The 21936-nt window shown below is 73.2% G+C and carries 28 protein-coding genes; 10 read left to right on the top strand and 18 right to left on the bottom strand.

All coding sequences use genetic code 11. From position 1 onward, the window contains the following. Positions 1–2: 2 nt before the first annotated feature. The 3 genes from trpC to ACFQ3T_RS10085 all read right to left on the bottom strand — a co-directional run bounded on the left by trpC (position 3) and on the right by ACFQ3T_RS10085 (position 3035). On the bottom strand, positions 3–812 hold the full coding sequence (trpC, locus tag ACFQ3T_RS10095) for an indole-3-glycerol phosphate synthase TrpC (RefSeq protein WP_380722644.1): 810 nt from the start codon (positions 810–812) through the stop codon (positions 3–5). A 209-nt stretch (positions 813–1021) separates the two neighbouring features. Next, positions 1022–1501, bottom strand: coding sequence for a Trp biosynthesis-associated membrane protein (locus tag ACFQ3T_RS10090; protein WP_380722642.1), 480 nt, complete (start codon positions 1499–1501; stop codon positions 1022–1024). Further along, a complete protein-coding gene (locus tag ACFQ3T_RS10085) occupies positions 1494–3035 on the bottom strand; it encodes an anthranilate synthase component I (protein ID WP_380722640.1) in 1542 nt (513 codons plus the stop codon). The genes ACFQ3T_RS10090 and ACFQ3T_RS10085 overlap by 8 nt, the downstream gene beginning before the upstream one ends. A 95-nt stretch (positions 3036–3130) precedes the next feature. On the opposite strand from ACFQ3T_RS10085, the gene ACFQ3T_RS10080 reads away from it, so the two are divergent. Then, entirely contained in the window at positions 3131–3745 is a 615-nt protein-coding gene (locus ACFQ3T_RS10080) for a TetR/AcrR family transcriptional regulator (protein ID WP_380722638.1), read from the top strand. Positions 3746–3770: 25 nt separating this feature from the next. Here ACFQ3T_RS10080 and hisI read toward each other — a convergent pair whose 3' ends face one another. The 3 genes from hisI to hisF are packed head-to-tail and all read right to left on the bottom strand — an operon-like array spanning position 3771 to position 5268. Further along, positions 3771–4121: a phosphoribosyl-AMP cyclohydrolase gene (gene hisI, locus ACFQ3T_RS10075; RefSeq protein ID WP_380722636.1), complete on the bottom strand. Its 351-nt coding sequence runs from the start codon at positions 4119–4121 to the stop codon at positions 3771–3773. Further along, the gene (locus ACFQ3T_RS10070) at positions 4118–4495 is read right to left on the bottom strand and encodes a hypothetical protein (protein ID WP_380722634.1); all 378 of its coding nucleotides are present in this window, start codon (positions 4493–4495) and stop codon (positions 4118–4120) included. Before ACFQ3T_RS10070 ends, hisI begins: the two co-directional genes overlap by 4 nt. Next, entirely contained in the window at positions 4495–5268 is a 774-nt protein-coding gene (gene hisF / locus ACFQ3T_RS10065; RefSeq protein ID WP_380722632.1) for an imidazole glycerol phosphate synthase subunit HisF, read from the bottom strand. The genes ACFQ3T_RS10070 and hisF overlap by 1 nt, the downstream gene beginning before the upstream one ends. Positions 5269–5554: 286 nt before the next feature. Here hisF and ACFQ3T_RS10060 point away from each other — a divergent pair, with 286 nt between their 5' ends. The 3 genes from ACFQ3T_RS10060 (at position 5555) to ACFQ3T_RS10050 (ending at position 7109) form a co-directional block, all read left to right on the top strand. Next, positions 5555–5758: a cold-shock protein gene (locus ACFQ3T_RS10060; protein ID WP_033437808.1), complete on the top strand. Its 204-nt coding sequence runs from the start codon at positions 5555–5557 to the stop codon at positions 5756–5758. A gap of 218 nt (positions 5759–5976) precedes the next feature. Next, positions 5977–6351, top strand: coding sequence for a PPOX class F420-dependent oxidoreductase (locus ACFQ3T_RS10055; RefSeq protein WP_380722629.1), 375 nt, complete (start codon positions 5977–5979; stop codon positions 6349–6351). Positions 6352–6383: 32 nt separating this feature from the next. Next, positions 6384–7109 (top strand): Clp protease N-terminal domain-containing protein, encoded by a 726-nt coding sequence (locus tag ACFQ3T_RS10050; protein ID WP_380722627.1) that lies wholly within the window; start codon positions 6384–6386, stop codon positions 7107–7109. Here the strand turns inward: ACFQ3T_RS10050 and priA are convergent. The 5 genes from priA to ACFQ3T_RS10025 are packed head-to-tail and all read right to left on the bottom strand — an operon-like array spanning position 7072 to position 10545. Then, a complete protein-coding gene (gene priA, locus ACFQ3T_RS10045; protein ID WP_380722625.1) occupies positions 7072–7806 on the bottom strand; it encodes a bifunctional 1-(5-phosphoribosyl)-5-((5-phosphoribosylamino)methylideneamino)imidazole-4-carboxamide isomerase/phosphoribosylanthranilate isomerase PriA in 735 nt (244 codons plus the stop codon). The genes ACFQ3T_RS10050 and priA overlap by 38 nt on opposite strands. A gap of 19 nt (positions 7807–7825) precedes the next feature. Next, a complete protein-coding gene (gene hisH, locus ACFQ3T_RS10040) occupies positions 7826–8461 on the bottom strand; it encodes an imidazole glycerol phosphate synthase subunit HisH (RefSeq protein WP_380722623.1) in 636 nt (211 codons plus the stop codon). Between the two features lie 9 nt (positions 8462–8470). Beyond that, the gene (locus ACFQ3T_RS10035) at positions 8471–8947 is read right to left on the bottom strand and encodes a hypothetical protein (protein ID WP_380722621.1); all 477 of its coding nucleotides are present in this window, start codon (positions 8945–8947) and stop codon (positions 8471–8473) included. Between the two features lie 9 nt (positions 8948–8956). Beyond that, positions 8957–9853, bottom strand: a complete 897-nt coding sequence (locus ACFQ3T_RS10030; RefSeq protein ID WP_380722619.1) for a transketolase family protein — start codon at positions 9851–9853, stop codon at positions 8957–8959. Continuing rightward, positions 9853–10545: a thiamine pyrophosphate-dependent enzyme gene (locus tag ACFQ3T_RS10025; protein ID WP_380722617.1), complete on the bottom strand. Its 693-nt coding sequence runs from the start codon at positions 10543–10545 to the stop codon at positions 9853–9855. The genes ACFQ3T_RS10030 and ACFQ3T_RS10025 overlap by 1 nt, the downstream gene beginning before the upstream one ends. 71 nt (positions 10546–10616) lie before the next feature. Here ACFQ3T_RS10025 and soxR point away from each other — a divergent pair, with 71 nt between their 5' ends. Then, entirely contained in the window at positions 10617–11060 is a 444-nt protein-coding gene (gene soxR / locus ACFQ3T_RS10020) for a redox-sensitive transcriptional activator SoxR (protein ID WP_380722672.1), read from the top strand. A gap of 121 nt (positions 11061–11181) precedes the next feature. Next, complete coding sequence (locus ACFQ3T_RS10015; protein WP_380722615.1) at positions 11182–11697, top strand: RNA 2'-phosphotransferase; 516 nt, start codon at positions 11182–11184, stop codon at positions 11695–11697. On the opposite strand, the gene ACFQ3T_RS10010 is transcribed toward ACFQ3T_RS10015, so the two are convergent. The 5 genes from ACFQ3T_RS10010 to hisD all read right to left on the bottom strand — a co-directional run bounded on the left by ACFQ3T_RS10010 (position 11669) and on the right by hisD (position 15536). Then, positions 11669–12259, bottom strand: coding sequence for a TetR/AcrR family transcriptional regulator (locus ACFQ3T_RS10010; RefSeq protein ID WP_380722613.1), 591 nt, complete (start codon positions 12257–12259; stop codon positions 11669–11671). The genes ACFQ3T_RS10015 and ACFQ3T_RS10010 overlap by 29 nt on opposite strands. 82 nt (positions 12260–12341) lie before the next feature. Next, complete coding sequence (locus ACFQ3T_RS10005; RefSeq protein WP_380722611.1) at positions 12342–12497, bottom strand: hypothetical protein; 156 nt, start codon at positions 12495–12497, stop codon at positions 12342–12344. After that, positions 12497–13096, bottom strand: a complete 600-nt coding sequence (hisB, locus tag ACFQ3T_RS10000) for an imidazoleglycerol-phosphate dehydratase HisB (protein WP_380722609.1) — start codon at positions 13094–13096, stop codon at positions 12497–12499. The genes ACFQ3T_RS10005 and hisB overlap by 1 nt, the downstream gene beginning before the upstream one ends. After that, positions 13093–14223 carry a histidinol-phosphate transaminase gene (locus ACFQ3T_RS09995; RefSeq protein WP_380722607.1) on the bottom strand — a complete coding sequence of 377 codons (1131 nt, stop codon included), beginning with the start codon at positions 14221–14223 and terminating at the stop codon, positions 13093–13095. Before ACFQ3T_RS09995 ends, hisB begins: the two co-directional genes overlap by 4 nt. After that, positions 14220–15536 (bottom strand): histidinol dehydrogenase, encoded by a 1317-nt coding sequence (gene hisD / locus ACFQ3T_RS09990; protein ID WP_380722605.1) that lies wholly within the window; start codon positions 15534–15536, stop codon positions 14220–14222. Before hisD ends, ACFQ3T_RS09995 begins: the two co-directional genes overlap by 4 nt. A gap of 170 nt (positions 15537–15706) precedes the next feature. Here hisD and ACFQ3T_RS09985 point away from each other — a divergent pair, with 170 nt between their 5' ends. Beyond that, the gene (locus tag ACFQ3T_RS09985) at positions 15707–17020 is read left to right on the top strand and encodes a M14 family metallopeptidase (protein WP_380722603.1); all 1314 of its coding nucleotides are present in this window, start codon (positions 15707–15709) and stop codon (positions 17018–17020) included. On the opposite strand, the gene ACFQ3T_RS09980 is transcribed toward ACFQ3T_RS09985, so the two are convergent. Then, complete coding sequence (locus ACFQ3T_RS09980; protein WP_380722601.1) at positions 17001–18146, bottom strand: aminotransferase class V-fold PLP-dependent enzyme; 1146 nt, start codon at positions 18144–18146, stop codon at positions 17001–17003. The two genes, ACFQ3T_RS09985 and ACFQ3T_RS09980, sit on opposite strands and share 20 nt — an antisense overlap. A 101-nt stretch (positions 18147–18247) precedes the next feature. On the opposite strand from ACFQ3T_RS09980, the gene ACFQ3T_RS09975 reads away from it, so the two are divergent. Beyond that, positions 18248–19018: a hypothetical protein gene (locus tag ACFQ3T_RS09975; protein ID WP_380722599.1), complete on the top strand. Its 771-nt coding sequence runs from the start codon at positions 18248–18250 to the stop codon at positions 19016–19018. An 18-nt stretch (positions 19019–19036) separates the two neighbouring features. Here ACFQ3T_RS09975 and ACFQ3T_RS09970 read toward each other — a convergent pair whose 3' ends face one another. After that, entirely contained in the window at positions 19037–20581 is a 1545-nt protein-coding gene (locus tag ACFQ3T_RS09970) for an ABC transporter substrate-binding protein (protein WP_380722597.1), read from the bottom strand. A 29-nt stretch (positions 20582–20610) separates the two neighbouring features. Here ACFQ3T_RS09970 and ACFQ3T_RS09965 point away from each other — a divergent pair, with 29 nt between their 5' ends. Both ACFQ3T_RS09965 and ACFQ3T_RS09960 read left to right on the top strand, forming a co-directional pair. Then, the gene (locus tag ACFQ3T_RS09965) at positions 20611–21390 is read left to right on the top strand and encodes a carbon-nitrogen hydrolase family protein (RefSeq protein WP_380722595.1); all 780 of its coding nucleotides are present in this window, start codon (positions 20611–20613) and stop codon (positions 21388–21390) included. 117 nt (positions 21391–21507) lie between these two features. Then, a partial coding sequence (locus tag ACFQ3T_RS09960) for a PRC-barrel domain-containing protein (protein WP_380722593.1) occupies positions 21508–21936 on the top strand: 429 nt, incomplete at its 3' end.

Here is a 21936-nt window from a genome sequence, read left to right as displayed (position 1 = left end):
CCTTACCGGCTCGGCCGGGGACAGGCGGGATGCGATCCCGCGGTCACCAGCTTGTTCACCGCGACCTTGGGGTCGCCGCTCGTCACCAGGCTCTCGCCGACCAGCACCGCGTCGGCGCCCGCGCCCGCGTACGCCATCAGGTCGCCCGGCCCGGTGACACCGGACTCGGCGATCTTGATGGTGTCGAAGGGCAGTCCGGGGGCGATCCGCCCGAAGACGTCCTTGTCCACTTCGAGGGTGTGCAGGTTGCGGGCGTTGACGCCGATGACGCTCGCACCGGCCTCCAGCGCGCGGTCGGCCTCCTCGGCCGTGTGCACCTCGACCAGCGCCGTCATGCCCAGCGACTCGACCCGGTCCAGCAGCGACACCAGGGCGTTCTGCTCCAGCGCCGCCACGATCAGCAGCACCAGGTCCGCGCCGTGCAGGCGCGCCTCGTGCACCTGGTACGGGCTGACGATGAAGTCCTTGCGCAGCAGGGGAACGCCCACCGCCGCGCGCACCGCGTCGAAGTCCTCCAGCGACCCGCCGAAGCGGCGCTGCTCGGTCAGCACGCTGATCGCCCGCGCGCCGCCCAGCTCGTACTGCACGGCCAGCTCGGCGGGCTCCGGGATGTCGGCCAGCGCGCCCTTGGACGGGCTGCGCCGCTTGACCTCGGCGATGACGCCCACGCCCGGGCTCCGCAGGGCCGACATCACGTCCTGGGGCGGCGGCACCTTCGCCGCCTTCTCCCTGAGCACGTCGAAAGGCAGTGCCGCCTCCCGCACGGCGAGGTCTTCGCGGACGCCCTCGATGATCGACTCCAGCACGGTCATCCGAGCACCTCGCTCGACTCCGTCAGACCTTCCGGTTCAGTCGCAAGCTCCCGCACGTCATGCTCCCCTTCCCGCCACGAGGATGCTAACCCCGGCGGGCACGGCGTCCGGCCACCGGGTAGTCCGGTTCGCGCTGATGGCCAGGGTCCTCGCCAGCCGACGTGCGCAAACGTGCGGTGTCGGCGGGCGGGCGGGCCGCCGGCGCGGTGTCAGTCCCGCTCCGTGGGATCGTCGCCGCGTTCCAGCGCGTTCCACAGGTCGCGTTCGGGGTCGGCGGTCTTCGCGGCCGCGCCGGGCGCCTGGTAGCCGGCACCCAGCCGCGGCATGGCCGAACCGCGCACGACCAGCACCGCACCGGCCGCGACCACCGACACCGCGCCCGCGAACACCAGGCCCAGGCCGGTCGGCGGACCGTCCGTTCCCACTGCTTGGAACGCCGCCGTGGCGCCCGCGAGGAGCACCACGACGCCGAGCACGCGCCGCACCCAGCCGCTCAGCGCCACCACGGCGGCGATCGCGGCCAGGCACAGCAGCGCGAGCGGCGTGAGCGCGGGCAGCACGTCCGCGCCGCTTCGGTCCGCCGAAGCGTCCCAGGTGACGCCGGACGCGCCGCCCAGCGCCGCCGCGCCGAGCAGCAGCAGCGCCACCACGATCCACAGTGGACGGCGGCCGGGTCGCGCGTCAGACACGGGCCGGGTCCACCGCCGGGGCCATGGTCTGGGCGGTCGCGATCGCCGACAGCACCGCGCCCGCCTTGTTCAGGCACTCGTTGTCCTCGGCGACGGGGTCGGAGTCGGCCACGATGCCGCCGCCGGCCTGCACGTACGCCACGCCGTCGCGGACCAGGGCGGTCCGGATGGCGATCGCGGTGTCCGCGTCGCCCGCGAAGTCGAGGTAGCCGACGACGCCGCCGTACAGGCCGCGCCGGGTCGGCTCCAGCTCCTCGATCAGCTCCATCGCGCGCGGCTTGGGCGCGCCGGACAGGGTGCCCGCCGGGAAGCACGCGGCCACGGCGTCGAACGCCGTGCGGCCCTCGGCCAGCTCGCCGCTCACCGTGGACACGATGTGCATGACGTGGCTGTACCGCTCGACCTTGAAGAAGTCGACCACGGTCACCGTGCCGGGCTTGCACACGCGGCCCAGGTCGTTGCGGCCCAGGTCGACCAGCATGAGGTGCTCGGCGCGTTCCTTGTGGTCGGCCAGGAGGTCCTTCTCGAGGAGGGCGTCCTCCTCCTCGTCGACGCCACGCCAGCGGGTGCCCGCGATCGGGTGGGTGGTGGCCTTGCCGTCGCGCACGGTCACCAGCGACTCGGGGCTGCACCCGACGATGTCGAAGTCGTCCAGCCGCAGCAGGTACATGTACGGGCTGGGGTTGGACGTGCGCAGCACGCGGTAGATGTCGAGCGGGTCGGCGGTGGTGCGCATCTCGAACCGCTGCGACAGCACGACCTGGAACGCCTCACCGGCGCGGATGGCCTCCTTGGCCTTCTCCACGACGGCGTAGTGCTCCTGCTGGGTGCGGCGGCGGGTGAACTCGGGCTTGGGCCGGGCGAACACGGCGACGGTGGGCGGCGCGGGGCTCTGGAGGTCCTGCGTCATCGCGTCGAGGCGGGCCACCGCGTCGTCGTACGCGGCGTCCACCCGTTCCGGCGAGTCGTCCCAGTTGATGGCGTTGGCGATGAGCGTGACGGTGCCCTCGTGGTGATCGAGCGCGGCGAGGTCGGTGGCCAGCAGCATGACCAGTTCCGGCACCTGGAGGTCGTCCTCGGCGAGCGACGGCAGCCGTTCGAGCCGGCGGACGGCGTCGTAGCCGATGTAGCCGACCATGCCGCCGGTCAGCGGCGGCAGGCCGGGCAGCGGGTCGGTGCGCAGCACCTCGATGGTCTCCCGCAACGCCACCAGCGGGTCGCCGCCCTCGGGCAGGCCGACGGGGTGCGGTCCCTGCCAGTAGGCCTCGCCGCCGGTCGCGGTCAGCGCGCTGGCGCTGCGCGCGCCCACGAACGACCAGCGCGACCAGGAGCGGCCGTTCTCGGCGGACTCGAACAGGAACGTGCCCGGACGGTCCGCCGCGAGCTTGCGGTACAACCCGACCGGGGTCTCCGCGTCCGCCAACAGCCGCCGCACGACCGGGATGACCCGCCGCTGGGCGGCGAGCTCGCGGAACTCCTCGCGCGTGGGGCTGACCTCGCCCAGACCCACGCCTGCACCGATGACGCTCACCATGGGCGTCATTGTGCAGGTCGGGTCTACCCCGGCACTCCGCCGGGCCGAATTCATCACACGTTGAAAACGTGGCCGGTCTGACACATGATGGCGACGTGAACCCCAGCTCGCAACAGACCGAACCGAAGCGCCGCGGCCGACGGGCCGGTGGCGAGGACACCAAGGCGGCGCTCCTGGCCGCCGCGCGCGAGGTGTTCGTCGAGCGCGGCTACGAGGGCTCGACGGTCCGGTCCATCGCGGCGCGGGCGGGCGTGGACGCGGCGATGGTCAACCACTGGTTCGGCGGCAAGGAGAAGTTGTTCGCGCAGGCCGTGCTGCAGGTGCCGATCGACCCGAACGCGCTGGTCGTGACGCTGCTCGACGGTCCGGACGACGAGATCGGCGAGCGGATCGTGCGCACGTTCCTCGGCGTGTGGGACCCGATCGGGGGCGGCCAGTTCTCCGCGATGGTGCGCAGCGTGACGGCGCACGACCGGGTCGCCGAGGTGCTGCGCGACTTCTTCGTGCGGACGGTGCTGCACCGGATCATCGCGCACCTCGACGTGCCGGACGCCGAGCTCCGGGCGACGCTGCTGGCCAGCCAGATCTTCGGCATGGGCATGATCCGGTACGTGGTCCGGTTCGAGCCGCTCGCGTCGGCGGACGTGGACACGCTGGTGAAGGCGATCGCGCCGAACCTCCAGCGCTACCTCACCGGTGACATCGGCTGACCCGCACGGGCCGCGGGGGAACCGGTCAGCCCGCGCCGAGCAGCACGGTCGAGTCGAAGCACGTCGCGTCGCCCGTGTGGCAGGCCGCGCCGACCTGGTCCACGACCAGCAGCACCGTGTCGCCGTCGCAGTCGAGCCGCACCTCGTGCACGTGCTGCGTGTGCCCGGACGTCTCGCCCTTCACCCACAGCTGCTGCCGGCTGCGCGAGTAGTACGTGGCGCGGCGGGTGGTGAGCGTCCGGTGCAGGGCCTCGTCGTCCATCCACGCCACCATCAGCACCTCCCCCGTGCCGCGCCGCTGGGCCACGGCGCACACCAGCCCGTCGGCGGTGCGCTTCAGCCGGGACGCGATGGACGGGTCGAGCGCGCTGGTCAACGCTGTCCTCCGAGGAAGTGGATGCGGACGGGCCGGGTGTTGAGCAGCACCACGCCGAACACGTGGACCGCGGAGAGGACGGCGGACAGCACGCGCAGCCACACGGGGCCGTCGTTGAGCACGGCGAGCAGGTGGATCAGCGCGACCAGGGCGTACACGATCGCGGCCGCGAGGCGGGCCGGGCGCAGGCCGGCGTAGAGGCCGCCGACCACGACCAGCTCCACCACCGCGACGGTGACCGGGAACCTCATCCAGCCGGAGTCGCCCTCGACCTGCCACTGGATCAGGCCCATGAGCACGAACGCCAGGCCGCCGCCCGCGCCGAGCAGGGTCGCGAGGGTCGCCTCGGGCGGCGCGTTGCGGGCGTTCGGCATCACCGGACCTCCACGCCCGCGTCGCGCAGGGTCCGCTTCACGTCGCCGATGCGCAGCGCGCCGAAGTGGAAGACGCTCGCCGCGAGCACGGCGTCCGCGCCCTCCGCCACGGCGGGCGGGAAGTGATCCAGGACACCGGCGCCGCCGCTGGCGATCAGCGGCACGTCCACGACCTTGCGGGTCAACCGGATCAGCTCCAGGTCGAACCCGACCTTGGTGCCGTCCGCGTCCATCGAGTTCAGCAGGATCTCGCCGACGCCCAGCTCCTGGCCGCGCGCGGCCCACTCGACCGCGTCGATGCCGGTGCCGCGGCGGCCGCCGTGCGTGGTGACCTCGAACCCGGACGGCGTGGGCGGTTCGCCCTCCGGGACGCGCCGGGCGTCCACCGACAGCACGATGCACTGCGCGCCGAACCGGCGGGACAGCTCGCCCAGCAGCTCCGGGCGGGCGATCGCGGCCGTGTTGACGCTGACCTTGTCCGCGCCCGCGCGCAGCAGCTTGTCGACGTCCTCGGCGCTGCGCACCCCACCGCCCACGGTCAGCGGGATGAACACCTGCTCGGCGGTGCGGCGCACCACGTCGAACGTCGTCTCGCGGTCGCCGGACGAGGCGGTCACGTCGAGGAACGTCAACTCGTCGGCGCCCTCGGCGTCGTAGGCCCGCGCCAGCTCGACCGGGTCGCCCGCGTCGACGAGGTTGGTGAAGTTCACGCCCTTCACCACCCGGCCGCGGTCGACGTCGAGGCAGGGGATCACGCGCACCGCTACTGACATGGGTAAAAGCCTACGGGTGCGCTGGTGGGCGACCGACTCGTGGTGCCCGCGCGCACGGCTCGCCCGCACGCGGGCGGGAGGCGGGTGTGACGCGAACCTCCGACTCGCCGGCCGTTGGGGGCGACGTGGCGGCGAAAGTGTGGTTCACTTGTGGAGGTCGCAAGTTTTGTGTTCGTGTCATCCACGCTCGCGAAACGCGTTTGAGCGTGTGATTCCTCAGGGTCAGCGTTTGGACCGGCCTCAGCGGGTGCGTTCGCCCCGTTGGTAGCTGTATGAGGAGTAAAGCATGGCGCAGGGCACCGTGAAGTGGTTCAACTCGGAGAAGGGCTTCGGCTTCATCTCCCCCGAGGATGGCGGCGCGGACGTGTTCGTCCACTACTCGGAGATCCAGAGCGGCGGCTACCGCAGCCTGGAAGAGAACCAGCGCGTGAGCTTCGATGTCGGCCAGGGCGCCAAGGGCCCCCAGGCCACCAACGTGACGGTCATCTGACCTGAGCGTTACCGGCTGAGCCCCGTTCCCCTCGTGGGAGCGGGGCTCTTCCGCATCCCGGGGTCCCTTGGACCTGCGTCGGGGGCCGACGCGGGGCAGTAACGTGTCCGCGGGGTCCACGCGCGACGGTCCTCGGCCGGCAGGTCCACGCACGACGGTCCTCGGGCGGCAGGTCCACGCGCGACGGTCGCGGTGGCGGCGGACTACCGTCGGCGACCATGGACCTCGCAGCCGGCAAGTACCTGTTGTTGACCACCTTCCGCAAGGACGGCACCCCCGTGCCGACACCCGTCTGGGTGGCCGGGGAGGGCGGCACGCTCTACGCGTGGTCCGCGGCCGACGCGGGCAAGGTCAAGCGCATCCGCCGCGGCGGCGACGTCCGGATCGGGCCGTGCGACTTCAGGGGCAACCCCACCGGCGAGCAGGTCCCGGCCACCGCGCGCCTGCTCGACCAGACCGAGAGCGACCGCGTCCGGTCGCTGATCGCGAAGAAGTACGGCGTGGTGGGCAGGCTCACCATGCTCGGCAGTCGCCTCCGCCGGGGCCGCGAGGGCACGGTCGGCATCGAGATCGTGCCGTCAACCCGAAGTTGACCACCCGTCTGGCGTCAACCTAGAGTTGACGGATGGTCAGCGCCCCGGTCCAGCTCACGGACCTCATCGTCGCCGTCGCGTCGGAACACCCGGACGTGCTCGGCAGGCTGGCCGCCGCCGTCGAGCTGAGCGGCCGGCTGGACGAGCTCGGAGATCACCTGATCGGGCACTTCGTGGACGAGGCGCGGCGCGCGGGGGCGAGCTGGACCGACATCGGCGAGAGCCTCGGCGTCACCAAGCAGGCCGCGCAGAAGCGGTTCGTGCCCAAGGAGTCGCCGGACCTGAAGCCGAGGTTCGACCGCTACACCGATCGGGCGCGGCGGGTCGTCGTACTGGCCCGCCACCACGCCCGGTTCAGCGAGCACATCGGCACCGAGCACCTGCTGCTCGGCCTGCTGGACGAGTCGGGCGGCCTCGCCGCGAAGACCATCGCCAGGCTGGAGGCGGCGGAGGGCACCACGCGCCTGGCCGTGCTGATCGACCTCGACGGCACGGTGCGGGAGCGGCCCGACCCGCAGCCGTTCACCACGCACTGCAAGAAGGCGCTGGAACTGGCCGTGCGCGCGTCACTGCGCCACGGTCACACGTTCGTGGGAACCGAGCACCTGCTGCTCGGACTGCTCGCCGAGGAGGAGGGCGCCGCGGCCAGGGCCCTGGCCCGCACGGGCGTGACCAGGGAGGCCGCGGAGGCCCACATCGTCCGGGAGATCGAGGACGCGATCAGGCGCGGACCGCGGCCAGCGCCTCCGGCAGCGTGAACGCGCCCGCGTAGAGCGCCTTGCCCACGATCGCGCCCTCCACGCCGTCGCGCGCCAGCGCCGCCAGCGCCACCAGGTCGTCCACACTGGACACGCCGCCGGAGGCGATCACCGGCGCGTCGGTGCGCGCGCACACCTCGCGCAGCAGGTCCACGTTCGGGCCCTGGAGCGTGCCGTCCTTGCTCACGTCCGTCACGACGTACCGGGAGCAGCCGTCGCGGTCCAGCCGCTCCAGCACGTCCCACAGGTCGCCGCCGTCCTGCGTCCAGCCGCGCGCGGCCAGCCGGTGGCCCTGCTCGGTGATCCGCACGTCGAGGCCGACCGCGACCTTGTCGCCGTGCTCGGCGACGACCTTCGCGCACCACACCGGGTCCTCCAGCGCGGCGGTGCCCAGGTTCACCCTGGCGCAGCCGGTGGCGAGCGCGGCGGCCAGCGACGCGTCGTCGCGGATGCCGCCGGACAGCTCCACCTTGACGTCCAGCTCGCCGACCACGCGGGCCAGCAGCTCGCGGTTGCTGCCGCGGCCGAACGCGGCGTCGAGGTCGACCAGGTGCACCCACTCGGCGCCGTCGCGCTGCCACGCGAGCGCGGCGTCCAGCGGGTCACCGTAGGAGGTCTCGGTTCCGGCCTCGCCTTGCACGAGCCGAACCGCAAGGCCGTCGGCCACGTCGACAGCCGGGAGCAGCGTGAAAGTCACGCGAACAGCCTAGTTGACGCTAGGCGAAGCTCTTCAGCCAGTTCTCCAGCAGGTGCGCGCCCGCGTCGCCGGACTTCTCCGGGTGGAACTGCGTCGCCCACAGCGGGCCGTTCTCGACGGCCGCGACGAACCGGTCGCCGCCGTGCTCGGACCACGTGACCAGCGGCGCGCGGAGGGCGTCGGACTGCTCCAGCTCCCACCTGCGCACGCCGTAGGAGTGCACGAAGTAGAAGCGGGTGTCGGGGTCGAGGCCGGCGAACAGCCCGCTGCCCTCGGGCGCCTGGACCGTGTTCCAGCCCATGTGCGGCACGATCGGGGCCTCCAGCCGCTCCACCGTGCCCGGCCACTCGCCGCAGCCCTCGGTGTCGACGCCGTGCTCGATGCCGTGCGCGAACAGGATCTGCATGCCGACGCAGATGCCGAGCACGGGGCGCCCGCCGGCGAGGCGCCGGCCGATGAGCAGGCCGCCCTTGACCGCGTTGAGGCCCTCCATGCACGCCGCGTACGCGCCGACGCCGGGGACGACCAGGCCGTCGGCGTCGAGCACCGCCCGATGGTCCGACGTCACCTCCACGTCGGCGCCGACGCGTTGGAGCGCGCGCTCGGCGGAGCGGAGGTTGCCTGATCCGTAGTCCAGTACGACGACTCGTGCCACGTCACCAGGCTATGCCAACGGCGAGCCGCCCTGGATGACCGGTACCACCGGCAGCACGGTGTTGATCGGCAGACCGGCCTTGGTCGGCAGGGCGGTCACCCACGTGTCGGCGCGGCCCTCGTCCACCAGCGCCCGGACCTCGGCGACGTCGTCGGGCAGCTCGACGGCCAGGGGGCGGGCGTCGAGCCGCCACCAGCGCAGCAGGCCGACCAGCCGCCGGGCGGGGCCGGTCGACCCGGCGCGGTCACCGTCGGTCCACACCTCGGCGCCGGGGCCCCAGCGCAGCAGCAGGGCCGCCGTGCCGGTGTCGCGGACCTGCTCGGCGAGCCGTGCGGCGGCCGGGAACCCGATCTGCCTGCGCGGCAGCAGCACCGTCCCGGACGGCACCGGGACCAGGGCGGCCGGGCCCGCGGCCGCGCGGTGCAGGTTCAGCTGCAACTCGGCGGTCGGCGCGGGTGTCCAGATCAGGGTTCTCGGCACGCTCACAGGCAGAGATCATGCCGCAGCCGCCGGGTGGCCGAACATCCGACGCACGGCCGCGGTGATGCCGAGCACGTCGAGGTCGTGCGCGGAATCGTGGTCCTCGGCGGTGCCGTAGGCGCGGAGCTCGAAGTCGCGCCGCACACCGAGAGACCGCAGCCGGTGCGGCACGTCGGCCAGCGCCTCGGCGGCGAGGTGCGTGGACGTGCCCTCCAGGTAGGGCTCGACCAGCAGCACGTCGGCGTGGTCGGCCCGGTCCACCGCCGCCTGGAGGCCCGCCGCGTCGAACGGCCGGACGGTGGTCGCGTAGAGCACGGTCACGTCCGCGTCCCGGGTGGCCTCCAGCACCTTGTCCAGCATCGGCCCGACGGCCACCACGACGCCCCGCCGGCCGCGCCGCACCTCGGTGAACCCCTCGACCACCGGGTGCGGCGACTCGTTCTCCCGCAGGGACAGGCGAATGTAGATCCGGTCGTCGCGCTCCAGAGCGTCGCGGACGATCGGCCCGACCTCGTCCGGGTGGCCGGGGACCCGGACCGTCCAGCCGGGGAGGGTGTCGAACAGCGTCACGTCGCCGGGAGCCTGGTGCGTGCGGCCCCACACGGGGTCGTCGTAGGAGCCGCCGATGCTGACGAGCACGCCGCCGACGTCCTGGTGGCCGAAGTCCAGCTTGATCTGCTCGAACGGCCGTTCGACCAGGAACGGCGCGTAGGTGTGCACGACCGGCCGCATCCCGGTCAACGCGAGGCCGCTGCCCACGCCCACCAACGCCTGTTCGCGGATGCCCACGTTGATCAGGCGTTCTTGCGGGGTGAACACGTCCCGCGAGATCTCGGCGATCACGACCGCGACCCGCGGGTCGTGCCGCATCACGTCCTCCACGGTGTCCACGAACACCTGTCGCATCGACATCACCACTCCCCCTTCCGGATCTTCGCCACCACGGCCAGCGGGCGGCCGGTGTGGTCCTGCGTGAACGCCGCGTGCAAGGCGTCGTGGTCACAACCGTCCACTGTGGACGCCCGCCAGCCCTCGACCTCGAACCGCTTCGCCACCCCACCGGGCCAGCCGTGCGTGCCGGACTCGTTGTCCACCACCACCGTGACGAGGCGGTCCAGGCCGAGCCGTCCGGCCAGCGCGATCGCCTCGTGGTTGCTGCCCTCGTCCAGCTCCGCGTCCCCGACCAGCACGAACGTCCGCGCGGTGCGACCTTGGAGACGCAGCCCGAGGGCGGTGCCGACGGCGATCGGCAGACCGTGCCCCAGCGAGCCGCTGCTGATCTCCACGCCCTTGACGAGGACGCGGTCGGGGTGCTGCCCGAGCGGGGAGTCCCACGCGGTCCAGTTGTCCAATGTGGACGGATCGAGGTAGCCCTTCGCGGCCAGCACGGCGTAGTACGCCATCGGCCCGTGCCCCTTGGACAGCAGGAACCGGTCGCGGTCCGGGTCGTCCACCCGGTCCGGTGACACGTCCAGCACCCGGTCGTAGAGCACCCACAGCACGTCGAGCGTGGACGCCGCGGCCCACTCGTGCTTCTCGTCCCCCGTCATCCGCCGGAACAACGCGGGGATGTCCGCGAGTCCCAGCCCTCCCTTGACTGCCATGAACCCACTCAACAACCTCGACCTATGTGGAGGTCAACCCATAGGATGCGCACGTGAGCAAGTTGCCCGAGATGTTGACCATCGGTCAGGTGGCCGAGCGCAGCGGTGTGCCGCACACCGCGCTGAGGTTCTACGAGGAACGGGGGCTGATCGCGTCGGAGCGGACGGCGGGCAACCAGCGCCGGTACCCCCGGCACGTGCTGCGCCGGCTGGCGTTCATCCGCACCGCGCAGCGGGTCGGCCTGTCGCTGGAGGACGTGCACGCCGCGCTGGCCACGCTGCCCGACAACCGCACGCCCACCAAGTCGGACTGGAGCAGGCTGTCCGCGTCCTGGCAGGTCGAGCTGGACGCCCGGATCGACGCGCTGCGCCGGCTGCGGGACCGGCTGACGTCGTGCATCGGGTGTGGCTGCCTGTCGCTGCGGAGCTGCTTCCTGCACAACTTCGACGACGAGCAGGCCGCCGACGGTCCCGGCGCGCCGAAGCTCAAGCCCGCCGTCGAGGGCGGCACGTGAAGCCGCACGGGAAGTGTCGCGGAAGTTGGCGCGGGACGTGGCGCGGGACGTGGCGCGGGACGTGGCGCGGGAAACCCGCTTGCGCCCCCGTGCTGCACTGGGAGCCGTGCAAGAGAAGGACATGATCCGCTTGTCGAAGCGGATGTCTAAACACCTCCGCCACGCGCCGGGGGAGGTCGGGCTGACCCTCGACCCGGCGGGGTGGGTGGAGCTGGACGAGTTCGCCCGCGCCCTGCGGGTGACGACGGACCAGGTGCTGGAGGTCGTCGCGGCCAACGACAAGCAGCGGTTCGCCGTCGTGGACGGGCGCATCCGGGCCAGCCAGGGCCACACCGTGGACGTCGCGCTGGACCTGCCGGTCGCCGAGCCGCCGCCGGTGCTGTTCCACGGGACCGTGGCCCGGTTCCTGCCGGACATCCTGCGGGACGGGCTGCGGCCCATGCGGCGGCACGACGTGCACCTGTCCGCGACCGTCGAGACGGCCGTCCGCGTGGGGGCGCGCCGGGGGAAGCCGGTGGTGCTGGAGGTCGACGCCGCGGCGATGTCCGCCGCCGGCCACGAGTTCCGGCTCAGCGCGAACGGCGTGTGGCTGACCGCCGCCGTGCCGCCTAACCACCTGCGAGAACACGCCGGGTGAGCCAGTCGAGGCCCGCCACGACCTCGTCCGGCCCGAGTCCTCGCACGTGCCGCTGGTACTGGTAGACCTCCGGGGCCAGGGGCGCCATCAGGGCGTCCACGACGGCCGCCGGCGCGCCGTCCACCAGCGACGCCACGTGCCGTCTCCAGAAGCCGTAGGCGCCGGCCCGGAACCGCGCCCGGCCCGTGTCCGCGCCCAGCACCAGGTGCAGGTGCCGTTCCAGCAGGCCGACCATCGTCCGGTAGAACGCCGCCAGCCGCTCGTCCGGCGGCGCCCCCGGACCCAGCGGCGGCGGACCGCTGAGGATGCGCTCCTGGATCTCGTACTCGTGCTCGTCCAGCAGGGCCTGCGCGATCGACGTCGTGTCCGGGTAGCGCCGGTAGAGCGTCGCGCGGCCCACCCCGGCGGCGCGGGCGATGTCCTCCATCGTCACGCCCACCGCCCCGCCCGCGGCCGCGAACACCTCTTCGGCGGCGGCGAGCACGCGGGCCCGGTTGCGGGCGGCGTCGGCCCGTTCCCGGGGACGACCGGCGGCGATGGTGGCCTCACCCGGTGACGACATGTGACCAACCATACGCAGACAGCCAAGCCCGCCGGTCCCGAACGGCTCAGGTCGTGTCCGTTCGGGTGGCGGGCGGGCCGGCTCAGAGGAGCCAGGCGACGGCGGCGGCCACGGCGGCCAGGGTGAGCACGATCAGGACCACCGCCAGACCGCGCGCGGTCTTCCACGTGCTGTAGACGCCGCCGCCGAGGAAACCGGCCAGCGCGAGCAGGCCGATGACCACGTACTCCTTCGGCATCAGAGGACGCCCTTGGTGGAGGGCACGCCCCCCACGCGCGGGTCGGGCTCGACGGCCGCGCGCAACGCCCGCGCGACCGCCTTGAACTCGGCCTCGGTGATGTGGTGCGGGTCGCGCCCGTACTCGACCCGCACGTGCAGCGCGATGCCCGCGTGGAACGCGAGCGAGTCGAACACGTGCCGGTTCAGCACGAACGGGTAGTTCCCGCCGATGGTGAAGGCGTTGAACTGCTCCGGCTCTCCCACGTGCACGCAGTAGGGCCGCCCGGACACGTCCACCGCCGCGTGCGCCAGCGTCTCGTCCATCGGGATCCACGCGTCGCCGAACCGGCGGATGCCCGCCTTGTCGCCCAACGCCTCCCGCAGCGCCTGGCCGAGCACGATCGCGACGTCCTCCACGGTGTGGTGGGCGTCGATCTCCACGTCACCCGTGGCGCGCACGACCAGGTCGAACGACCCGTGCACGCCCAGCGCGGTGAGCATGTGGTCGTAGAACGGCACACCCGTGCCGATCTCGACCTTGCCGGTGCCGTCGAGGTCGATCTCGACGTACACCGACGATTCCCTGGTGGTGCGCTCCACCTTGCCGACCCGGCTCACCGGTCAACCTCCTTGCTCGCCGCGAGGAACGCGTCGTTCTCCTCCGGAGTACCGACCGTCACCCGCAGATGTCCGGCGATGCCGACGTCCCTGATCAGCACACCGCGTTCCAGGTAGGACCGCCACGTGGCGCGCGCGTCCTCGAACCAGCCGAACAGCACGAAGTTCGCGTCGCTCGGCACGACGGAGAAGCCCAGGCCCGCGAGCGAGTCGGCCACCCGGTCGCGTTCGGCGGCCAGCCTGGCCACCGAGCCGAGCGTCTCGGACGCGTGCCGCAGCGACGCCCGCGCCGCGGCCTGGGTCAGCGCCGACAGGTGGTACGGCAGCCGCACCAGCTGCAGCGCGTCGACCACGGCGGGCGCGGCGGCGAGGTAGCCGAGCCGGCCGCCCGCGAACGCGAACGCCTTGCTCATGGTCCGGCTGACGATCAGCTTGTCCGGGTGCTCGTCCAGCAGCACGACCGCGCTCTCCCGCGAGGAGAACTCCGCGTACGCCTCGTCCACCACGACGATGCCCGGCGCGGCCTCGATCAGCACGCGCAGGTCGGCCACCGGCAGGCTCTGCCCGGTCGGGTTGTTCGGGCTGGTCACGAACGTCACGTGGGGCGCGCGTGCGGCGATGGTCTCCGCCGCGCGGGCCACGTCCAGCGAGAAGTCGGCGCGGCGGGGCGTCGGCGCCCACTCGGTGCGGGTGCCGGCGGCGATGATCGGGTGCATGGAGTACGACGGCTCGAAGCCCAGCGCGACCCGGCCCGGTCCGCCGAACGCCTGGAGGATCTGCTGGAGCACCTCGTTCGACCCGTTGGCCGCCCACAGGTTCGCCGAGGTCAGCGGCACGCCGGTGGCGGACGCCAGGTAGGCGGCCAGGTCCTCGCGCAGCGCCACCGCGTCCCGGTCCGGGTAGCGGTGCAGCTCGCCCGCGATGGCGGCCACCTCGCGCACCACGTCCTCGACCAGGGCCGGGGTGGGCGGGTACGGGTTCTCGTTGGTGTTCAGCCGCACGGGCACGTCGAGCTGCGGCGCGCCGTACGGGGTGCGCCCGCGCAGGTCCTCGCGCAGCGGGAGGTCGCCCAGCTCCACGCGCGCGCCGACCGCGCCACCGGGGCGGGTGGTGTCGGAGGGGGTCATCCGCCGAACCTCGCCGTCACGGCCTCGCCGTGCGCGGGCAGGTCCTCGGCGTTCGCCAGCGCCACGACGTGCGGCGCGACGTCGCGCAACGCGTCCTCGCTGTAGTCGATGACGTGGATGCCGCGCAGGAACGTCTGCACCGACAGCCCGGACGAGTGCCGCGCGCAGCCGGCCGTGGGCAGCACGTGGTTGGAGCCCGCGCAGTAGTCGCCGAGCGACACCGGCGAGTGCGGGCCGACGAAGATCGCGCCGGCGGCGCGCACGCGGGCGGCGACCTCGCGGGCCGACGCGGTCTGGATCTCCAGGTGCTCGGCGGCGTACACGTCCACCACCCGCAGCCCGTCGTCCACGTTGGACACGAGCACGGTGCCGGACTGCCTGCCCCGCAACGCCGTCCGCACCCGGTCGCTGTGCTTGGTCGCGTTAACCCGGCGGTCCAGCTCCGCGTCGACGGCGTCGGCCAGCTCCTCGGACGTGGTGACCAGGACGCTCGCGGCGAGCGTGTCGTGCTCGGCCTGGCTGATCAGGTCGGCGGCCACGTGCGCCGGGTCGGCGGTCTCGTCGGCGAGGATCGCGATCTCCGTCGGGCCGGCCTCGGAGTCGATGCCGATGAGGCCGCGCAGGAGGCGCTTGGCCGCGGTCAGGTAGATGTTGCCGGGACCGGTCACCAGGTCGACCGGGCCGAGCTGGGCGCCGTCGGTGTCCGTGCCGCCGTACGCGAGCAGGGCGACCGCGAGCGCGCCGCCGACGGCCCACACCTCGGTCACGCCGAGCAGGGCGGCGGCGGCCAGGATCGCCGGGTGCGGCAGGCCGTCGAACTCGGCCTGCGGCGGCGAGCACACCACCAGCGAATCGACGCCCGCGATCTGGGCCGGCACGACGTTCATGACCACGCTGGACGGGTAGACGGCGAGGCCGCCGGGCGCGTACAGGCCGACGCGGGACACCGGCACCCAGCGCTCGGTGACCGTGCCGCCGGGCACGACCTGGGTGGTCGTGTCGACCCGGCGCTGGTCGGCGTGCACCTTGCGGGCGCGGGCGATGGACTCCTCCAGCGCGGCGCGGACGGCCGGGTCCAGCTCGGACAGCGCGCGCTCCAGCTCGGACGCGGGCACGCGGATGGAGGCGGGCCGGACCTTGTCGAACTTCTCGCCGTGCTCCAGGACGGCCTCGACGCCGCGGTGGCGCACGTCCTCCACCAGGGGGCGGACCTGATGCAGCACCGCGTCCACGTCGACCTCGGCGCGCGGCAGCGCGGCACGCAGTTCGGCGGGTGACGGGACACGACCTCGCAGGTCGATGCGGCTGAGCATGCCTCCAAGGGTAAGCGGTCGCGAATTCCGTCAACTGTCAGCCCGGGCCCCGGCGGGGAACCCGACAAACGGGGGCTACCTCGATGCGTGACCGGCGGGCCACGCTGCGTGGGCACCTCTTCGGGGTGCGGCACTTCTCCGTCGCAATCCCTGCTGATGATGGAGGCTTGATGTTCACCAAGCGGCGCGGCCTCTTGGCCGCCGCGCTGGTCGCGAGCGTGACCCTGGTGCTCCCCGTGCACCCCGGGTCGGCTCAGCCGTCGACCGCGCAGAGCCCCGGGCGGGCCCTCTTCGAGGTCACCGCCACCACCCCCGAGGCCCGGACCGCGGTGGCCCGGACCGGGGTCGACGTGCTCGGCCAGGACGGCGACACGCTCACCGTGATCGCGGAAGCCCGCCAGCAGCGGGCGCTGCGCGCCACCGGCCTGCCCGTGCGGCACGCGGGCGACGCGGACGCCGAGCTGGCGGCCCTGGGCAAGGCGGACTTCGCCGACCCCGAGGTCGGAGCGCAGGACTTCCCGTCCGGCTACACCGGCTACCACAACTACGCGGAGATGGTCGCGGAGCTGAACCAGACGGTCAGCGACCACCCGAACCTCGTCACGCTGCGCAGCATCGGCAAGTCGTACCAGAACCGCGACCTGTGGATGATCAAGATCAGCGACAACCCGGCGGTCGACGAGGCCGAGCCCGAGGTGCTGTTCACCTGCAACCAGCACGCGCGGGAACACCTGACCGTGGAGATGTGCCTGCACATCATCAAGCGGTACACCGACAACTACGCGTCGAACTCGGCCGTCAAGGGCGCGGTCGACAGCCGGGAGATCTGGGTCATCCCCAGCGTCAACCCGGACGGCGCCGAGTACGACATCGCCACCGGCTCGTTCCGCGCGTGGCGGAAGAACCGGCAGCCGAACGCCACCGCGGTCGGCACCGACCCGAACCGCAACTGGGGCTACCAGTGGGGCTGCTGCGGCGGCTCCAGCGGCACGGGGTCGAGCGACACCTACCGCGGCCCGTCCGCGTTCTCCGCGCCGGAGACCGCCCGGATCCGCGACTTCGTCAACGGCCGCGTGGTCGGCGGTGTGCAGCAGATCAAGACGCACATCGACTGGCACACGTACTCGGAGCTGATCCTGTGGCCGTACGGCTACACGTACGCCGACACGGCCGCGGGCCTGGACGCCACCCAGGCGAACGTGTTCCAGACGATGGGCAGGCGAATGGCGTCGCTGAACGGCTACACGCCGCAGCAGGCCAGCGACCTGTACATCACGGACGGCAGCGTCGACGACTGGATGTGGGCCGCCCACAAGATCTGGAGCTACACGTTCGAGATGTACCCCAAGTCGGCGAGCGGCACCAGCGGCTTCTACCCGCGTGACACGGTGATCGCCGCGCAGACGTCGCGCAACGACACCGCGGTCCAGCTGTTCCTGGACTACTCGGACTGCGTGCCGCGCATCACCGGGCGGACCTGCTGACGGCCGCCACGGCCTCGACCGCCTGATCCACCTGCGCGGGCTCGACGAAGTAATGCGGTGACGCCCTCACCACCTCGTCGAGCCCGCGCCGGGTCATGTCCAGCAGCGCGGACGACGCGCCGCTCACGGTCACCGTGACGCCCGCGGCGGCCAGCCGGTCCCGCACGTCGGCCGGCGCGACCCCGTCCACGGTGAACGTGACCAGGCCCGCCTTGCGGAGGCCGGGGTCGCGCACCGTCACGCCGGGCAGCGCGTCGAGCCCGTCGCGCAGCCGCCCGGCCCGCTCGCCGACCTCGCGCTCGATCACGTCGATGCCCCTGGCCAGGGCGTACCGGGCGGCCGCGATGAGCCCCAGCCGGGCGGCGACGTTCGTCTCCCAGATCTCGTGCACGCGCGCGTCGTCGCGCAGCCGGATCTCGTCCGGCGCGACCCACTCGGCGCTGTGCAGGTCGATCAGCCGCGGCCGCATCCGCTCGGCCGCCGGGCGGCGCACCACGAGCACACCGGTGCCGCGCGGGCCGCGCAGCCACTTGCGGCCGGCGCCCGCGATCAGGTCGACGCCCAGCTCGTCCGCCCGCACGGGCATCTGCCCGATCGACTGGCACGCGTCCAGCAGCACCAGCGCGCCCACCTCGTGCGCCGCGGCGGCGACCTCGCGCGCCGGGTTCACCAGCCCGCTGTTCGTCGGCACGTGCACCAGCGACACGAGCTTCACCCGCTCGTCCAGCAGGTCCTTCAGCGCGTCGACGTCGATCTGCCCGAACTCGTCCGACGGCACCGCCTCGGCCGTGGCGCCGACCTCGCGGGCGCGGCGCAGGATCGGGATCGCCGTGCCCGCGTACTCGGCCTCGCTGAACAGCACCCGGTCGCCGGCGGCCAGCGGCACGGCGTCGAACGCGGTCAGCCACGCGCGGGTGGAGCTGTCGGTGAACGCGACCTCGTCCGGCGACGCGCCCAGCAGCTCGGCGAACACCCCGTACCCGGCCTCCAGGTCGTCCTCCCGCTCCTGCGCGGCGACGTACCCGCCGACCTCCGCCTCGCGCCGGAGGTGGCCGACCACCTCGTCCAGCACCTCCGGCGGCGGCAGCGAGGAACCCGCCGAGTCGAGGAAGATGCGGTCGTTCATGGAGCCCCCTGGTGTCCGGGCCGGTCCGGCGTTTCCGAGTCGGCCGCGTCCCCTTTCGTGTACACCATGTCCGGGGGACACGGCGAGAGCGGGTCGAGGCGATGACCGAGGACGACGCCGGGCGGCGGCCGGGCGAGAACAAGCTCGACGCGCGGACCGTCGGCACGGCGATCATGGCGGGCCAGGTCGAGAACGTGCACGTCAACCCGGCCCGGCACGCCTACCTGTGGGCGTTGCTGGGCGCGGCGCTCGTGCTCCTCGGCGGCGTCACGTGGTGGGCGCTGCGCGATCCGGGCGTCGAGCGCGCGGCCGACGGCGCGCCGGCCGTCACGGACGCGGCGCGGACCACGACCGGCGAGGCGCCGACCACCGCCCCGGCCGAGCCGACCACCGCCTCCGTGCCGGCGGTCCAGCCGACGACCACGACGTCACGGCGTCCTTGGGCGACCGCGCCGCCGACCCTCCCGTCGCCGGCTCCCTTCCCCGTCCCCGGCCCGGCTCCCGTCGAGGTGTGGTGGGAGGGCTCGGTGACCGTGAAGGGCGACGGCGGGCCGCGCGGCGGCTACTTCTTCGACCACCCGGAGCCACGGGAAGGCTTCACCGTCGGGGACCTGGCGTTCGGCGACGCCACGTCGGTCATGGGCGACGAGGTCGCCAGGTGGACGTCCGCGGAGCCGCCGGAGCGGGCGGCGTGCGTCCGGCTCCAGGCCGGCACGACCTCCACCCGCGCGTCCGCCAAGGCCGGCACGACGTTCTGCTTCCGCACGCGCGGCGGCCGGGTCGGCTACGCGACGGTCACCGGCACGTCCCCGGCCGACCCGCTCGACCCGTCGATCTCGCTGCGGGTCCTCGTCTGGGACCTCCAGCGCTGACCCTCCGGGGCTCGGGGCCTACCGGGGCGTCCACTTCTCCAGGTTCCACCACGGGCCCCACGACAGCGCGCCGTGCGAGTGCGGGTCCACGACCTCCTCGTAGCCGTTCCAGTTCTCCCGCACCACGTACGTGTGCTGCACGGTGGCCAGCACCACCATGCCCGGAGCGGCCGCGTACGCCCGCTGGAACTGCTTGTAGGCCGCCGCGCGCTGCGCCGGGTCCAGCAGCGACCGCGCGGTGTCGAGGGCCGCGTCGACCTGCGGGTTCGAGTAGCCCCACGGGTTGCCGGTGTGCAGCGGCCGGTAGGTCATCAGGTCCGGGTCGAACGGGGTGCCGCCGCCGTGCAGCAGGGCGTCCACGCCGAGCCGGGGCGTGACCGCCTCCCAGCTCAGGCCCGCCAGCTGCACGTCGACGCCGACCGCCTTGGCGTCCGCGGCGAACGCGGTGGCCAGGTCGGCGCGCACCACGTCGCCGATCGGGTACATCAGGGTGAACCGGGCCGCCACGCCGTCGCGCACCCGCACGCCGTCCGTGCCGCGCACCCAGCCCGCCTGGTCGAGCAGCTGCTCGGCCCGCGGCTTCTCGTAGTCGAAGCCCGCGCCGGTGTCCACGAACTCGGGCAGCGTGTCCGGCACCGGCGTGCTCGCCGGCGTGCCCTTGCCGCCCAGCAGGCTGTCGACCATGCCCTTGCGGTTGACCGCGTGGTTCAACGCGGCGCGGATCGCCGGGTCACCGGTCACCGGACCGGTCGGCAGGGTCACCGCGCGCAGGTCGGCGCTGCGGTGCGTGATGACGCGCAGGCCGTTGGCCGAGCCGAACGACGCGGCCAGCCGGGGCGGCAGGACGGCGCCGTCGAACTCGCCCGCCTGCATCCGCTGGGCGCGCGTGTTGTCGTCGGGCACGAACACCACGGTCACCTTGCGGATCTTCGGCTCGCCGCCGAAGTAGGCGGTGTTCGCCTCCAGCACCATCCGGTCGCCCTTGTGCCACTCCACGAGCTTGTAGGGGCCGGTGCCGACCGGCTTCACGTCCCGCAGCGGGACGCCGAACGACTCGCTGGGCAGGATGCCGAGCACCAGCACGTGCGGGAACGCCGCCCACGGCTTCGCGAGCGCGAACCTGACCGTGCGCGCGTCCAGCTGCTCCACGCCGGTCAGCTCCGCGTACGCGTCGCGTTCCGCGGCGCCGGACGCCGGGTCGAGCAGCGCCCGGTACGTGGCCACCACGTCCTCCGGGCCGAACGCCGTGCCGTCGGTGAACCGGACGTCGTCGCGCAGCTCCACGGTCCAGCTGAGCCCGTCGGCGGCGGGTTCCGGCGCGTCGGCCGCCAGCCGGGGCCGCACGCTGCCGTCCGCCCGGTGCTCCACCAGGCCGTCGTAGAGCTTGGACACGCCGTCGCGGCCGTAGCCGAGCAGCGGGTTCAGCGTGGTGGGCTCGACCGGGTCGGCGAGCACGAGCGCGCTGCCGTCCGCAGTCCCCTCGGCGCTCGGTGTCGTGGTGCCGGTGCACCCCGCGGCGGCGAGGAGGGCCACGACGACGAGCGGGGGCAGGAGGGAGCGCACGAGTCCCGACACTACCTAGAGTGGGTGACATGCGTGTCGCCCTGTGCCAGATCGCCTCGTCCACCGACCCGGCGGCGAACCTCGACGCGGTGCGGGCGGGGACGGCGCGGGCCGCGGCGGGCGGTGCGCGCGTGGTCGTGTTCCCCGAGGCGACGATGTGCCGGTTCGGCGTGCCCCTCGGGCCGGTGGCGGAGCCGCTGGACGGGCCGTGGGCGGGCGCGGTGCGCGCCATCGCCGACGAGCACGGCGTCGTCGTCGTGGCGGGCATGTTCACGCCGGCGCCGGACGGCCGGGTCGCGAACACCCTGCTGGTCACCGGCGGCGGCCGGCACGTCGGCTACGACAAGATCCACCTGTTCGACGCGTTCGGCTTCACCGAGTCCCGCACGGTCGCGCCCGGCGCCGAGCCCGTGGCGGTCGAGGTCGACGGCGTCACGCTCGGCCTGGCCACGTGCTACGACGTGCGGTTCCCGGAGCTGTTCCGGGCGTTGGCCGACCGGGGCGCGACGGCGGTCGTGCTGTGCGCGTCGTGGGGCGCGGGACCGGGCAAGCGGGAGCAGTGGGAGCTGCTGGTGCGGGCCAGGGCGCTGGACTGCACGTCGTGGGTGCTGGCCTGCGGCCAGGCCGACCCCGGCGTCAACCACGGCGGCGCGCCGACCGGGATCGGGTTCAGCGCGGTCGTGTCGCCGCTGGGCGAGGTGGTCGAGCGGCTGGCGGGCGAGCCGGGGGCCATCCTGGCCGACATCGACACGGACAGTGTCGCGGCGGCGCGCCGGACGCTCCCCGTTCTGGCCAACCGTCGACTCTGAGTTTCTTTCAGGGGACGCGATTTCACACGTCCGGGTGGCAGCCGAATAGGTGGCCCTTGGAGCCGGGAAACCCTCTTTCGCACGTACGCACAACCACTCGTGAAAGGGGCCACGGCCATGATCAACCAGGCCGAAGTGGACCGCCTGTACGACTGCGAAGTGATCGACGAGCACGGTGAGCGGATCGGCTCGGTGAAACAGGTCTGGCTCGACGACCGCGACGGCCGGCCGCTGTGGGCCTCGGTGCACACCGGCCTGTTCGGTCTCAAGGAGTCGTTCGTGCCGATCCAGGACGCCACGCTGGGTGACGGCGTGATCACCGTGCCGGTGGACAAGCAGCAGGTGAAGGACGCACCCCGGCTCGACGTGTCCGACCAGCACATGTCCGACCGGCAGCAGGAAGAGCTGTACGAGTACTACGGGATGATCCCGTCCCACCGCAGCGGCGACCACGACCGCCTGCCGGGCGGCCGCGTCCGCGGCGACACGAACACGCCGATGCCCGGCGCGGGCCAGACGCGCGGCGGCACGGCGGCGGGCGCGGGC

Origin of the sequence: Saccharothrix hoggarensis, from assembly GCF_042678885.1 — a bacterium.
In the GTDB taxonomy this organism is placed as follows: domain Bacteria; phylum Actinomycetota; class Actinomycetes; order Mycobacteriales; family Pseudonocardiaceae; genus Actinosynnema; species Actinosynnema hoggarensis.
The sequence above is the reverse complement of the archived record's forward strand: the minus strand, read 5'-3'. Positions and strand labels throughout refer to the sequence as shown.

Excerpts from the sequence above, each read along its gene's own strand:
- trpC (WP_380722644.1), bottom strand. The coding sequence starts at position 812 with ATGACCGTGCTGGAGTCGATCATCGAGGGCGTCCGCGAAGACCTCGCC.
- ACFQ3T_RS10085 (WP_380722640.1), bottom strand. The coding sequence starts at position 3,035 with ATGGTGAGCGTCATCGGTGCAGGCGTGGGTCTGGGCGAGGTCAGCCCC.
- ACFQ3T_RS10070 (WP_380722634.1), bottom strand. The coding sequence starts at position 4,495 with ATGCCGAACGCCCGCAACGCGCCGCCCGAGGCGACCCTCGCGACCCTG.
- hisF (WP_380722632.1), bottom strand. The coding sequence starts at position 5,268 with ATGTCAGTAGCGGTGCGCGTGATCCCCTGCCTCGACGTCGACCGCGGC.
- ACFQ3T_RS10060 (WP_033437808.1), top strand. The coding sequence starts at position 5,555 with ATGGCGCAGGGCACCGTGAAGTGGTTCAACTCGGAGAAGGGCTTCGGC.
- ACFQ3T_RS10055 (WP_380722629.1), top strand. The coding sequence starts at position 5,977 with ATGGACCTCGCAGCCGGCAAGTACCTGTTGTTGACCACCTTCCGCAAG.
- ACFQ3T_RS10050 (WP_380722627.1), top strand. The coding sequence starts at position 6,384 with ATGGTCAGCGCCCCGGTCCAGCTCACGGACCTCATCGTCGCCGTCGCG.
- ACFQ3T_RS10030 (WP_380722619.1), bottom strand. The coding sequence starts at position 9,853 with ATGTCGATGCGACAGGTGTTCGTGGACACCGTGGAGGACGTGATGCGG.
- ACFQ3T_RS10025 (WP_380722617.1), bottom strand. The coding sequence starts at position 10,545 with ATGGCAGTCAAGGGAGGGCTGGGACTCGCGGACATCCCCGCGTTGTTC.
- soxR (WP_380722672.1), top strand. The coding sequence starts at position 10,617 with ATGTTGACCATCGGTCAGGTGGCCGAGCGCAGCGGTGTGCCGCACACC.
- ACFQ3T_RS10015 (WP_380722615.1), top strand. The coding sequence starts at position 11,182 with ATGATCCGCTTGTCGAAGCGGATGTCTAAACACCTCCGCCACGCGCCG.
- ACFQ3T_RS10010 (WP_380722613.1), bottom strand. The coding sequence starts at position 12,259 with ATGTCGTCACCGGGTGAGGCCACCATCGCCGCCGGTCGTCCCCGGGAA.
- ACFQ3T_RS10005 (WP_380722611.1), bottom strand. The coding sequence starts at position 12,497 with ATGCCGAAGGAGTACGTGGTCATCGGCCTGCTCGCGCTGGCCGGTTTC.
- ACFQ3T_RS09995 (WP_380722607.1), bottom strand. The coding sequence starts at position 14,223 with ATGACCCCCTCCGACACCACCCGCCCCGGTGGCGCGGTCGGCGCGCGC.
- hisD (WP_380722605.1), bottom strand. The coding sequence starts at position 15,536 with ATGCTCAGCCGCATCGACCTGCGAGGTCGTGTCCCGTCACCCGCCGAA.
- ACFQ3T_RS09985 (WP_380722603.1), top strand. The coding sequence starts at position 15,707 with ATGTTCACCAAGCGGCGCGGCCTCTTGGCCGCCGCGCTGGTCGCGAGC.
- ACFQ3T_RS09980 (WP_380722601.1), bottom strand. The coding sequence starts at position 18,146 with ATGAACGACCGCATCTTCCTCGACTCGGCGGGTTCCTCGCTGCCGCCG.
- ACFQ3T_RS09975 (WP_380722599.1), top strand. The coding sequence starts at position 18,248 with ATGACCGAGGACGACGCCGGGCGGCGGCCGGGCGAGAACAAGCTCGAC.
- ACFQ3T_RS09965 (WP_380722595.1), top strand. The coding sequence starts at position 20,611 with ATGCGTGTCGCCCTGTGCCAGATCGCCTCGTCCACCGACCCGGCGGCG.